The following is a 12175-nucleotide window of genomic DNA, read 5'->3' on the forward strand; positions in this document are numbered from 1 at the left end:
GTCACCCTGGAGACATGTCTGCTCCTGCCATCCAGTCCCGGACCGAGGCTCATCAGTTGCGCGTGGTCCGCGTCGACCCCCAGGACCGGACGGCAGTCACCGCTTCGGTCGACCTGCTCAATGCCGCCCAGCGCATCGACGACCCCGGCGACCATCCAGCCATTCCCGAACTGGTCGCCGGCTGGTTGGAGTTCGGCTGGGACCTCGAGCCCGATGAGCGCTATCTGGCGTACGCAGCCCACTGCGACGAGCCGGTCGGAATTCTGGATGTCGCGCTGCCGACCCGCGACAACCGTCACCTGATCTGGGGAAACATCGTCGTCCATCCGGGCCACCGAAGGCATGGCCACGGCTCGGAGCTGCTCGCCGGGCTGGTCCGGCGAGCGGAGACCGAGCACCGAGACACCCTCTGGTTGGGCACCGGAGAGGACGACCTGGGCGCTCGCACCTTCCTCGAGCACCACGGCTTCCACTACGCCAGTCACGATGCACGACGCAGGCAGGTGCTGGCCGACGTCGACCAGGACGCTGTCGCCCGGCTGCACGCCCAGGCGAGCGAGGCAGCCGAGGACTACGTTCTCGAACGGCTCGTCCCGCCGGTCCCCGACGAGGTGCTGGAACAGCTGGTCGAGGTCACCGCGGCGATCAACGACGCCCCGATGGGCGACCTCACCTTCGAGGACGAGGTCTTCGACCTGGCCCGGCTGCAGGACATCGAGACGGCCCGCGTCGGCCGCGGTGACCGGATCTATCGGATCGCAGCCCGGCACCGCCGAACCGGCGTGATCGGCGGCCACACCTTGGTCGGGCTCCACCCGCTCGATCCGACCCATGCCCACCAGGGAGACACCGCCGTACACCGGGATCATCGGGGGCACCGGCTCGGGCTGCTGCTCAAGATCGAGATGATGCGTTGGCTGGCCGAGGCCGAGCCGCAGATCACCGAGATCACGACCTGGAACCACGCCGACAATCGCTACATGATCGACGTCAACGAGGCCATCGGCTATCGGCTGTCCCGGGTGTTCGCGGCGTACGAACGATCCCTGTCAGACCGGTCGTGAGGTGGCGCCGCTCTGGCGGATCACTGGACGGCCGACGTCAACCGCATCACGTTGTCCACCCATCGCTTCGTGAGCGGCCGCTGCTTCCACTCTGCCAAGGTCAACTCGTGGGACAGTGAACGGTACTCGTCCTCGACCTCGCGCATCCGGGCCACGAACGACTCACCGATGCACATCATCGACACCTCGAAATCGAGGTTGAACGAGCGGATGTCCATGTTGCTGGAGCCGATGACCGCCGTGTTGTCGTCGACCGACATGTGCTTGGCATGCAGGACGGCCGGATACGGATATTGGAAGATCCGCACGCCCGCCTCGAGCAGGAACCGGTAGTAGGAGTTCTGAGCGTGCGACACCATGAACTGCTCGCCCACTGCGCTGACGAACAGCTCCACCGCGACGCCGCGCTGGGCCGCGGTCGTGATCGCGTACAGCAATGACTCGTCGGGCACGAAGTACGGGCTGGTGATCGACAGCCGCCGCTGGGCGCCGTAGATCAAGGTGTTGAACAGCCGCAGGTTGTTCTCGTCGGGGAAGCCGGGGCCACTCGGCACGATCTGACACGTGAGATCGCCGAGGTCGTCGGGGAAGTCCACCGGCTGGACGTAGTCGCGAAGGATCTCCTTGGACTCGATGAACCAGTCCGAGGCGAAGACGAGGTTCAGCGTCTGGACGACCGGTCCTTCGACCCGGGTGGTGAGCTCGTGCCAATGGCGACCGGCGGCCTCGTGCTTCTTCTTGTGATAGCTGGAGTCGATCATGTTCTGGGACCCGACGAACCCGGCCCGCCCGTCGACCACGACGATCTTGCGGTGGTTCCGCAGGTCCGGTCGCCGCCACTCCCCCTTCAGGGGTTGGATCGGCAGCATCGGCCGCCACTCGATACCGGCCTGATCGAACTCGGCCAGGAGCTGCTTGTGACCAGGCAGTCCGAAGGTCGACATGTGGTCGAAGAGCACGCGGACCTTCACGCCGCGCCCGGCCACCTCGAACAACGCAGCGAAGAAGTCCTTGGTGGTCTCGTCGCGGCACATCATGAAGTACTCGACGTGCACGAACCGCTCGGCGGTGCGTACCAGGTCGGCCTTCGCCTGGATCGATTCCTCGTAGTTGCTGAACAGCTGAGCGCGGTTGTGCTGCATGCTCGGCAGCCAGGCGAGGGTGCGATTCAACGTCATCGCCGTATCCAGCCAACCGGGCCGGTCCGGAGATGGCGGCAGCGCAGGCATCCCCGTCAAGCGGGACCGGATCAGATCGCCGGTGACCCGCTGTTCCTCCCGTCGCTTCTCCGGTACGTACGGACTGCCGATCAGCAAGAACAGCAACAGGCCGATGCCCGGCAGGAAGAAGATCAGCAGCAGCCAGGCCATGGCCGAGGACGGTCGGCGCCGCTCGGGCACCAGGCCGAGAGCGACCACATTGATCGCGAAGATCACGACAGCTGAGGTGATCGTGATCCAGAGCGGGGTCACAGCCCGGTCCTCGCGGTCACGCGGCCGGAGTCCACGGCAGCTCTCAGGGCCTGGTAATCGCGCTCGTTCTGGTCGGCATAGGCGGCGGAGAAGTCCGCGATCGCCCGGTCGAACACGTCACCGTTGCCGAGATAGGCAGCGATGGCGATGCGATCGCCGGATCGCGCATGAGCGCGGGCCAGAGTCGAGCCGCAGACCCGGGAGTACGCCGTCATCACCGCGGGCGCCATGTTGTCGACATCGGCGGAGCCCTTCCAGTCCCGCAGCTGACGGACGTAGAAGTCGCGCACCTGACCATCGAGTCCGTTCACCCGCTGCCAGCCGAGGAAGATGTCGCTGGCGGCCTGCATCAGTCGCTGACCAGCGACCACCCGCTGTCCATGGTTCTGGTACCGGCTCTTCCCCACGAAGCGCTCCAGCACCGACTCCTGTGCCTCCTTCGCCTGCAGGAACAGAGGATCCTGGTCATCCCTCCCGCGGAGCAGCAGGATCCAGGCCCGGGTGCCGACGCTGCCGACGCCGACCACCTTCCGGGCGAGGTGGACGAGCTCGAACTCCTCCAGCAGATGCCGTCGATCGGTCTCCAGCGTTCGGCGATAGGACCTGATCAGGCCGCGGATCTCCGCTTCGACCTCGTCGCGCTGCCGCCTTTCCGGCAGCAGTTCCTCGATCGGCACGACCAGCGGCGGGTCTGACGTGATCCGCCGCTCGCCGTCCAGGTCATGGGTGAGCTTGGCGAACGCCTGCATGCTGTCCCGAGTCCTGGCCTTGGCCACCGTGGCCTTGGCCTTGGCCAGATGCTTCCTGCTCAGGTCGGCCTTCATCTGCTCGAACAGCTGGGTGACCTCGACGTGGGTGTACCACAGCTCGAGGTTCCTCATCTCGGCGGCCTGCCTCATCCGCACCCGATACTCCGCGGCTCCGGCGAGCACGATCTCTCGTCGCTGCGCCTCGCTGAATCCCCGGTCCCGGCCGGCGATCTCGAAGCTCGCGCCGAGCCGCTTCACGTCCCACTCCCACGGTCCGGGGAGCGTCTCGTCGAAGTCGTTGATGTCGAACATCAGCTGGCGTTCCGGTGAGGCGAACACGCCGAAGTTCGACAGGTGCGCGTCGCCGCAGACCTGGACGTTCAACCCCGAGCGAGCGGTGGCCGCCAGGTCGGCGGCCATGATCAGCGCCGCACCGCGGTAGAAGGTGAACGGTGACACCAGCATCCGGCCGTAGCGGATCGGCACCAGCTCCGGCACTCGCGTGGCCGCCTGCTGCTCGAGCAGCGCCACCGGGTCGGGCCGGTGGTCGGCCGGGACCCACCGCCCATGGCTCGAGCGCGGCACCTCGTTCCGGGCCGCCTTCCCCCGAGCCGTACGCTCCTCGGGCGTCAGATGCGCCATCGTGCGACCGGCCGGCCTGGCCGCTGCCGCGCCATCGACGGTGCCAACGCTCATCCTCGATGCTCCTCACCTCAATGTGTGAAGACACCTTGGCACTGCCGGCGCTGCGCCGCCAGCAGAAACGTCGATGGTCGCCCGAGTCCAGGTGAGCTTTCACCCCCGGAGGGCGAGGTGACGGCCGCTTCTCGATGGCAGTCGGGGTGGTCAACAACGACCGTAGGTCCCGCGGGTGGTGCGGACGTCTTGCGCTGCGGGGCCACAGACGACCACGCGGACGGCCGGCTAGAAGCCGAGTCGGTTGAGGTGCTTGGCGTCGCGCTGCCACTCCTTGAGCACCTTGACCTTCAGGTCCAGGTAGACCGGGGTGCCGAGCAGCGCTTCGATCTGCTGTCGCGAGGCGGCACCGATCTCACGGAGACGGCTGCCACGGTGGCCGATCACGATGCCCTTCTGGGAATCCCGCTCGACGATCATGGTCGCGTACACGTCGAGCAGCGGCTTGTTCTCCGGTCGCCCTTCGCGCAGACCCATCTCCTCGACCTGCACGGTGATGGAGTGCGGCAGCTCGTCGCGGACGCCTTCCAGCGCCGCCTCGCGGATCAGCTCGGCGACCAGGGTCTCCTCCGGCTCGTCGGTGATCTCGCCGTCCGGATAGAGCATCGGGCCCTCGGGCAGCAGCGCCACCAGCTCATCGGCGAGCACGTCCAACTGCTCGCCCTGGGTCGCCGACACCGGCACGATCGAACTCCAGGAAACCCCGAGAGTCTCCTCCAGAGCGGCGATCGCCAACAGGTGCTGCGCCATCCGATCCGGGCTGACCAGGTCGGACTTGGTGGCGATCGCGACCAGCTTGGGCCGTTTCGGCAGGGCGGCGATCTCCCCCACCAGATAGGTGTCGCCGGGGCCGATCTTCTGGCTGGCAGGCAGACAGACGCCCACCACATCGACCTCGGTCCAGGTGCCGCGGACCAGGTCGTTCAACCGCTCGCCCAGCAGAGTACGAGGCTTGTGCAGCCCGGGTGTGTCGATCAACACCAGCTGTGCATCCGGCCGATGCACGATGCCGCGAATGGCGTGCCGCGTGGTCTGCGGCTTGGACGAGGCGATCGCGACCTTGCGGCCCACCAGCGCATTGGTGAGCGTGGACTTGCCCGCATTGGGCCGACCGACGAAGCACGCGAAGCCCGATCGGAATCCTTCCTGCGGCGTGGGCGACAAGACGCCGTCGGTCACATCTGGATCCGCTCGACGACGGCACCGGCGGGATCGGTGAGCCAGACCACGATCTGCTCCCCGCCGAGGTCGGCGATCGCCGCCCGGTCGGTCTCAGCCAGAGCCCAGGCACCGTTCAGCGCGACCGCCTCCAGTCCAGCGACACCGGATGAGACCGCCATCGCCACGGCCACCTGAACGGCGGACAGCTGGAGGCTGGGCAGCGCAACGCTGGTGGCGGCATACGTACGCCCGTCGGTGTCGCGTACGCAAGCGCCTTGGGCGGCGTTGGTCCGCGCCCGGGCAGCGCGCGCCAAGGTGATGATCTTGCGATCCTCGGGGTCGAGTACCTCGCGATCGTCAGGGTGATGTCCGGTCATGGGCGGAGCCTCTCGGGAGTGCAGGAGCGGTTTTGCGTGACATGCTTTTCGTCACGCAAAACCGCGACGAACGAGCGAGATCTCGCGGAGCCCAGGACCGCGGAGCGCGGAGCGCGACAATTCAACACAGCTCATGATGCCCTTGCCTGGCGATCCGACGCCAGTCCGGTCGCCGCGTCCACGCCGGCCTCTTCCGCCGAGTTCCTTTCGGCGTCGTCCTCGGTCTCGTCGTCATTCTCGGCTATCCGGGACACGAGCACCGACCCGACCTTGTTGCGTCGCCCGGTCGCGCGCTCGGCGACGAGTTGCAGTCCGCCGTAGCTCACGGTGGCACCGGCGATCGGCACCTTGTTCAGCAGCTTGGCCATCAGGCCGCCGACCGTCTCGACGTCCTCGTCCTCGAGCTCGAGTCCGAAGAGGTCGCCGAGATCATCGACCGACAGCCGGGACGAGACCCGAAAGCGGCCACCGGCCAGCTGGATGACGTCGCTGTTCTCCTCGTCGTACTCGTCGGTGATCTCCCCGACGATCTCCTCGAGGATGTCCTCGATGCTCACCATCCCGGCGGTGCCACCGAACTCGTCGATCAGGATCACCAGATGTACGCGCTTGGCCTGCATCTCCTTCAGCAACTGGTCGACCGGCTTGGAGTCCGGGCACCACAGCGGCTTGCGCATCATCGATTCGACCCGCTCGGTGGTCTGCGAGTCCGGGAAGTCGTAGACCCGCTTGATCACGTCCTTGAGGTAGAGGACGCCGACCACGTCGTCGAGCCCGTCCTTGATCACCGGAATCCGACTGAACCCCGAGCGGAGGGCGAGTGAGACAGCCTGCCGCAGGGTCTTGTAGTGCTCGATGTAGACCATGTCGGTCCGCGGCACCATCACCTCGCGAGCGATCGTGTCGCTGAGATCGAAGACGGAGTGGATCATTTCCCGTTCGCCGGACTCGATCAGCTCACTGCGCTCGGCCAGATCGACCAGCTCTCGCAGCTCCGCCTCGGTCGCGAACGGTCCCTCCTCGAAACCCTTGCCCGGGGTGAGCGCATTGCCGAGCAGGATCAGCAGCCGGGGCAGCGGGCCGAGCACCTTGGTCAGCAGCATCAGCGGCCCGGCCACTCCACAGGCCACGCGGTCATGGTTCTGCTGCCCGACCGTGCGTGGCGCCACACCCCACAGCACGTACGAGACCACGATCATCGGACCGGCCGTGATCAGGATCCGTTCCCAGGTCGCGTCGAAGATCCCGAACACCACCAGCGCGACCAGCACGATCACCGAGATCTCACAGACCGTTCGGATGAACAGCGCGGTGTTGAGGAATCGCGGTGGGTCCTCGGCGATCTGTCGGACCCGTCGCGCTCCCGGACGGCCTTCCTCGACCAGCCAGTCGGCACGGGCCCGGGTGATCGCTGACAGCGCGGCATCGGCGGCCGCCATCAGTCCGGCCAGCATCGCCAGCACGAGCGCGATGCTCAGCTGGATCCAGTCGGCCTGGTTCACCGGACTCGCGTCCCCCGGCTGCTGCGCTGAGCACGCTCCGCAGCCCAATCCTCGAGCAGTTCATCCTTCAGGGCGAACATCTCGATCCGTTCCTCAGCGGTGGCGTGGTCGTAGCCGAGCAGGTGCAGCAGACCGTGCACCAGCAGATACTCGGCCTCGGCATCCGGCGTACGACCGTGCTCGGCCGCCTGCCGGGCAGTCACCGCGGGACACAGCACGATGTCGCCCAGCAGACCCTCCGGCGGATCCTCGTCTTCGGCCGGCGGCCGGAGCTCGTCCATCGGGAAGGACAAGACATCGGTCGGCCCCGGCTCGTCCATGTACTTCTCGTGGTACGCGCTCATGGTGTCCTCGTCGACCAGGACAATGGACAGCTCGGCCTGCGGATGGATCCGCAGTCGCTCCAGCGCGAAGTCGGCCAGCCGGAGCAGGCCGGTACTGTCGGCCTCCAAACCGGACTCGTTGTTGATCTCTACGGTCACTTGGGGTTTCGTTCCTAACGAGTTCTCGGCGGCACGGGGGCGTCGGTGGCCTCGAACCTGTCGTACGCGGCGACGATGCGGCCGACCAGCTTGTGCCGGACCACGTCGTGGTTGGTCAGGTGGCAGAACGCGATGTCGTCCACATTGTCCAGGATGCCCTGCACCACGCGCAGCCCGCTCCGCGTGCCGCCGGGCAGATCCACCTGGGTGATGTCGCCGGTGACCACGATCTTGGACCCGAAGCCCAACCTGGTCAGGAACATCTTCATCTGCTCCATCGAGGTGTTCTGCGCCTCGTCGAGGATGATGAACGCATCGTTAAGGCTCCTTCCCCGCATATATGCAAGCGGCGCCACCTCGATGGTGCCCGCGGTCAGCAGCTTGGGAACCGACTCCGGGTCGAGCATGTCGTGCAGCGCGTCGTAGAGCGGCCGCAGATAGGGGTCGATCTTTTCGTTCAGGGTGCCGGGCAGGAAGCCGAGCCGCTCGCCCGCCTCGACGGCGGGTCGGGTCAGGATGATCCGGTTGACGTCCTTGTTCTGCAACGCCTGGACCGCCTTGGCGACCGCCAGGTAGGTCTTGCCGGTGCCGGCCGGGCCGATGCCGAAGACGACGGTGTGCTTGTCGATCGCGTCGACGTACCGCTTCTGGTTGAGGGTCTTGGGCCGGATCGTCTTGCCCCGCGAGGACAAGATGTTGTGGGTCAGCACATCGGCCGGCCGGGCTTCCTCCGCCGCGTTCATCATCGAGCAGATCCGCTCCACTCCGTCGGGCGTCAGACCCTGGCCGGTGCGCAGCACGGTCACCATCTCGTTGAGCACATCGGCAGCCAGAGTGACCGCGGTGTGGGTGCCGGTGAGGGTGACCTCGTTGCCTCGAACATGGATGTCTGCGTCGAGCTCGCGCTCCAGAATCCGGAGGAACTCATCGCGCGGCCCGAGCACATTGACCATGTCGATCGAGGAGGGAACGCTGATCCGACGCACGACGGCCGCCTGCTCGGCTGTGATGCGCGCGGGTCCACTCCGCGTGGGCGCCGATGGTGCGGGTCTTTCTTGACTGGTCAGGGAGTCCACCTCGGGCAGGGATCGTTGTACTAGCCCATCCTAGTGAACCTCGCCGACAGCCCCAAGACGATATCTGCGCCCGCTGCGCCACCGCGTGCCGGACCCGGGAACAAGTCGTGTCAGACCTCGGGGCGATGATCGGTGAATGCAGCAGCTGACCCGTCGCCAGGCCCGACGGATCGCCGTCCGGGCCCAGCTTCTCGATGCGCCCCGGCCTACCGACCTGTTGACGGTCGTCCGGCACCTGACCGGGCTCCAGGTGGATCTGACGGCCGCCGTGGCTCCGAACGCCGGCCTGGTGCTGTGGTCGCGTCTCGGCTCCCGCCGGTTCGCCGCAGACGACCTCGACGAGGTGCTCGGCGACGGTTCGCTGGTGGAGCGTGGCGCCCGGCTCCGCCCCGTGGAGGACGTCGCGCTCTACCGGGCCGAGATGGCGGTCTGGCGCAGCGCCGACCCGCTGGATGACTGGCGGTCGGAGTCGCAGACCTGGCTGGCGGCCAACGAGACGGCCCGGGAGGACATCCTGAACGAACTCCGCTGCGAGGGGCCGCTACCGGCCCAGGCCATTCCGGACACCTGCGATCTCCCGTGGCGCTCGTCCGGATGGACCAACGGCAAGAACGTGATGAAGATGCTGGAGATCATGGAGGCCCGCGGCGAGGTCGCGGTCGCGTCCAGGGAGGGCCGGGTGCGGCACTGGGATCTGGCCGAACGGGTCTGGCCCGACGATCCGGATCTGGCGCCCGGTCTGGATGAGGCGTTGGCCGAGCAGGGGCGACGGCGGCTTCGCGCGCTGGGTCTGGAGCGACCGATCGCATCTCAGGTAGCGAGCCCGGACGCCGTCGAGGTCGAGATCACCGGCGTCCGGGGGACCTGGCACGCAGACCCGGTCCAACTCGCGCGGCTCGACGAGCCGTTCCGAGGACGTTGCGCGCTGCTCTCGCCGCTGGACTTGCTGGTGTTCGACCGCGTCCGGCTGGCCGAGGTGTTCGAGTTCGACTATCTGCTGGAGATGTACAAGCCTGCGGCCAAACGGCGCTGGGGCTACTGGGCGATGCCGATCCTGGCCGGCGACCGGCTGGTCGGAAAGCTGGACGCGACTGCCGATCGCGAGGCCGGCGCGCTGCGGGTGCACGCTGTCCACCAGGACGACGGCTTCACCGCAGTCACGGCCGCTGCCGTCGACCGCGAGCTCCGCGACCTGGGCCGCTATCTGGGTCTGGACGTCGTCGAGGACTAGCGCCAGCCGGGGTGGCGGCGATACCCAGTTCGGATCAGACCCGCCCGCGTCATCGCGTCACTCGCCCGCGAGCAGCGCCAGGTTCGGCTCCAACACATCCAAGAACTCCAGGTGCGCGTGCGGGGAGGCGTACGAGAGCTCGTTGTTGACCGCCACCACGTGGCCGGCCTTGACCGCCGGGAGCTGGGACCAGATCGGGTCCTTGCGGAGTGCCGCCAGCTCCTTGTCCGGATCGGAGTCGGTCTCCACCGCGATCATCAGCAGGTCGACGTCCGACAGCTCGGGAATCTTCTCGGCGGAGATCTCCGTCCACTCCTTGCCGACCGCCTTGGGCGGCTTGATGCCGACCTCGGCGAAGATCTGTCCGATCAGATTGTCCGGCTCGGAGCCGATGAACTCACCATTGCCGCCCGGATAGTAGTAGCCGTACGCCACCGTCGGCGCCTCGCCGAGCGCAGCGACCTTGGCCTTCACCTCGCCGGTCCGGGTGTTCACCTGCTGGAGGAAGTCCTCGGCCACCTGCTCCTTGCCGAACGCCGCGGCCACAGCCTTGAAGTCATCCCGCCAGTCGCCGTCGAAGCCGTCGTAGGTGAACGTCGGCGCGATCGCCGCCAGCTTCGCGCCGTCCGGCCCGCCCTCGTACCCAAGACCGTTGATGATGACGTCGGGCTCGGCCGCGGCGATCTTCTCGTACTCGAACTCGGGGAAGTTGACCAACGGCTCGATGCCCTGCAGCGGCTCCTGCGGGAAGAAGTCGGGGAATCCGATCGAGCCCTCTCGGATCGATTGCACCGGCGCCAATGGGAGACCGAGGGTGATCGCGTAGTCCAGGTCGCTGGTGTACATCCCGAACGCCCGCTGAATATCCCCGGGGATCTGCACGGTCTTGCCCGCTGGATCGGTGACCGTTCGCGCGCTGGCCGAACTCTCGGCTGCCGGAGTCGCGGGTCCGGCCGATGAATCAGCCGGCGAACCGGTCCGTGGCGGCTACCAAGGCGGCCGTGATGCCTCGCTCGGAGTAGGCGTGGCCGGCATCGTCGATCAGGCAGAACTCCGCCGTTGGCCAGGCCCAGTGCAGGTCCCAGGCGGTGACCGCCGGGGTGGCCACGTCATAGCGACCCTGCACGATCACCCCGGGGATATCACGCAACCTACCGGCATCGGCGATCAGCTGCCCTTCTGCGAACCAGCCACCGTGGACGAAATAGTGGTTTTCGATCCGGGCGAAGGCGAGCGCATAGGACGGCTCGGCGAACGACGCGATCAGCTCCTCATCGGGTAGCAACGTGATGGTCGCCGCTTCCCAGGTCGACCACGCCACGGCTGCCGGGCCGTGCACGGCTGGGTCTGGGTCGAAGAGCAGGTCGTGGTAGGCGGCGATGGCGTCGCCACGGAAGTCCCGACCGCCCAGCGGGCCGAGGAAGGTCTCGTACCGGTCCGGAAACAGCTGCCCAGCACCGCCGTTGTAGTAGAAGTCCAGCTCGGAGCGGCGCAGGGTGAAGATGCCGCGCAGCACCAGCTCGGTGACCCGCTCCGGGTGCGATTCCGCGTACGCCAGTGCCAGCGCACTCCCCCAGGAGCCGCCGAATACCTGCCAGCGCTCGATCCCCCGCGCCTCCCGCAGCCGCTCCAGATCGGCGACCAGGTGCCAGGTGGTGTTGGTCGACAGGTCGCCGGTCTCGCTGGCATGTGGTCGGCTTCGCCCGCAACCGCGCTGATCGAGCAGCACGATCCGATAGCGAGCCGGGTCGAAGAGCCGCCGCACCCCCGGATTGCTGCCGCCACCCGGGCCACCATGCAGGAAGACCACCGGCTTGCCCGCGGGCGATCCGCACTCCTCCCAGTAGATCTGCTGACCATCGCCGACATCGAGCAGACCGCTCGCGTACGGCTCGATCGGCGGATACCCCGCCCTCATCTACGCAGCCGGTCCCGGGCCGGTCAGAGGAAGGTGATGATGTGGACGGCGGCCTCCTCGGCGCTCGCTCCGGCGCCGTCGATGCCGACGTCAGCGCCCAGGAGCTCGGAGTCGACGTCCTCGCCGCTGCCGCCGTTGGGATCGACCAGGCGGCCTGCGCGACGGTCACCGACCTCGCCGTCGTCGACATAGTCGCCGGCCTCCTCGCGCTGCCAGACCTCCGGCTCCTCCTCCGCCAGCCGTTGGTCCAAGGTCTCGTGCTCGCCGTAACGAGACAAGCTGGAGGGCCGCTCCGGCGGGCTGTAACCCTCATCGAGGACATCGTCGATCCCACGGTCGTCCAGGGTGTCCTCGGGCTGCAGCTGGTTGAGCTGCTCGGACTCCTCGGGCACCTCTTCCCACATCTCGTTCATGCCCCCAGCCTGCCACGTCTGCGTCGCGGAAGCT

12 protein-coding genes are annotated in these 12175 nt (G+C 67.3%); 2 read left to right on the forward strand and 10 right to left on the reverse strand.

Going from position 1 to position 12175, the window contains the following annotated elements:
* The first annotated feature begins 14 nt into the window (after positions 1-14).
* Positions 15-1064 (forward strand): GNAT family N-acetyltransferase, encoded by a 1050-nt coding sequence (locus MLP_RS16425; RefSeq protein ID WP_013864276.1) that lies wholly within the window; start codon positions 15-17, stop codon positions 1062-1064.
* Between the two features lie 20 nt (positions 1065-1084).
* On the opposite strand, the gene cls is transcribed toward MLP_RS16425, so the two are convergent.
* The 7 genes from cls to MLP_RS16460 all read right to left on the reverse strand — a co-directional run bounded on the left by cls (position 1085) and on the right by MLP_RS16460 (position 8456).
* Positions 1085-2536, reverse strand: coding sequence for a cardiolipin synthase (gene cls / locus MLP_RS16430; RefSeq protein ID WP_013864277.1), 1452 nt, complete (start codon positions 2534-2536; stop codon positions 1085-1087).
* The gene (locus MLP_RS16435; protein WP_013864278.1) at positions 2533-3981 is read right to left on the reverse strand and encodes a DUF2252 domain-containing protein; all 1449 of its coding nucleotides are present in this window, start codon (positions 3979-3981) and stop codon (positions 2533-2535) included. Before MLP_RS16435 ends, cls begins: the two co-directional genes overlap by 4 nt.
* A gap of 228 nt (positions 3982-4209) precedes the next feature.
* A complete protein-coding gene (era, locus tag MLP_RS16440; protein ID WP_013864279.1) occupies positions 4210-5160 on the reverse strand; it encodes a GTPase Era in 951 nt (316 codons plus the stop codon).
* Positions 5157-5519, reverse strand: a complete 363-nt coding sequence (locus MLP_RS16445; protein ID WP_013864280.1) for a hypothetical protein — start codon at positions 5517-5519, stop codon at positions 5157-5159. The genes era and MLP_RS16445 overlap by 4 nt, the downstream gene beginning before the upstream one ends.
* A gap of 131 nt (positions 5520-5650) precedes the next feature.
* On the reverse strand, positions 5651-7021 hold the full coding sequence (locus tag MLP_RS16450; RefSeq protein ID WP_013864281.1) for a hemolysin family protein: 1371 nt from the start codon (positions 7019-7021) through the stop codon (positions 5651-5653).
* Positions 7018-7503: an rRNA maturation RNase YbeY gene (gene ybeY, locus MLP_RS16455; RefSeq protein WP_013864282.1), complete on the reverse strand. Its 486-nt coding sequence runs from the start codon at positions 7501-7503 to the stop codon at positions 7018-7020. Before ybeY ends, MLP_RS16450 begins: the two co-directional genes overlap by 4 nt.
* A 14-nt stretch (positions 7504-7517) precedes the next feature.
* Entirely contained in the window at positions 7518-8456 is a 939-nt protein-coding gene (locus MLP_RS16460; RefSeq protein ID WP_083844039.1) for a PhoH family protein, read from the reverse strand.
* A 259-nt stretch (positions 8457-8715) separates the two neighbouring features.
* Between MLP_RS16460 and MLP_RS16465 the strand changes: the two genes are divergently transcribed.
* Positions 8716-9810: a DNA glycosylase AlkZ-like family protein gene (locus MLP_RS16465; RefSeq protein ID WP_013864284.1), complete on the forward strand. Its 1095-nt coding sequence runs from the start codon at positions 8716-8718 to the stop codon at positions 9808-9810.
* A gap of 57 nt (positions 9811-9867) precedes the next feature.
* Here MLP_RS16465 and MLP_RS16470 read toward each other — a convergent pair whose 3' ends face one another.
* The 3 genes from MLP_RS16470 to MLP_RS16480 form a co-directional block, all read right to left on the reverse strand.
* The gene (locus tag MLP_RS16470) at positions 9868-10656 is read right to left on the reverse strand and encodes an ABC transporter substrate-binding protein (protein ID WP_041790162.1); all 789 of its coding nucleotides are present in this window, start codon (positions 10654-10656) and stop codon (positions 9868-9870) included.
* 115 nt (positions 10657-10771) lie between these two features.
* Positions 10772-11728, reverse strand: coding sequence for a prolyl aminopeptidase (gene pip, locus MLP_RS16475; RefSeq protein WP_013864286.1), 957 nt, complete (start codon positions 11726-11728; stop codon positions 10772-10774).
* Between the two features lie 23 nt (positions 11729-11751).
* A complete protein-coding gene (locus MLP_RS16480; protein ID WP_013864287.1) occupies positions 11752-12141 on the reverse strand; it encodes a DUF5709 domain-containing protein in 390 nt (129 codons plus the stop codon).
* Positions 12142-12175: the final 34 nt, after the last annotated feature.

This window comes from Microlunatus phosphovorus NM-1, assembly GCF_000270245.1.
GTDB classification, from domain to species: Bacteria; Actinomycetota; Actinomycetes; order Propionibacteriales; family Propionibacteriaceae; genus Microlunatus; species Microlunatus phosphovorus.

Bases quoted from the DNA above. Each gene is read 5' to 3' on its own strand.
- MLP_RS16435 (WP_013864278.1), bottom strand. From the start codon at position 3,981: ATGAGCGTTGGCACCGTCGATGGCGCGGCAGCGGCCAGGCCGGCCGGT.
- MLP_RS16470 (WP_041790162.1), bottom strand. From the start codon at position 10,656: ATGTACACCAGCGACCTGGACTACGCGATCACCCTCGGTCTCCCATTG.
- MLP_RS16460 (WP_083844039.1), bottom strand. From the start codon at position 8,456: ATGGTCAATGTGCTCGGGCCGCGCGATGAGTTCCTCCGGATTCTGGAG.
- MLP_RS16465 (WP_013864284.1), top strand. From the start codon at position 8,716: ATGCAGCAGCTGACCCGTCGCCAGGCCCGACGGATCGCCGTCCGGGCC.
- MLP_RS16445 (WP_013864280.1), bottom strand. From the start codon at position 5,519: ATGACCGGACATCACCCTGACGATCGCGAGGTACTCGACCCCGAGGAT.
- MLP_RS16425 (WP_013864276.1), top strand. From the start codon at position 15: ATGTCTGCTCCTGCCATCCAGTCCCGGACCGAGGCTCATCAGTTGCGC.
- MLP_RS16480 (WP_013864287.1), bottom strand. From the start codon at position 12,141: ATGAACGAGATGTGGGAAGAGGTGCCCGAGGAGTCCGAGCAGCTCAAC.
- pip (WP_013864286.1), bottom strand. From the start codon at position 11,728: ATGAGGGCGGGGTATCCGCCGATCGAGCCGTACGCGAGCGGTCTGCTC.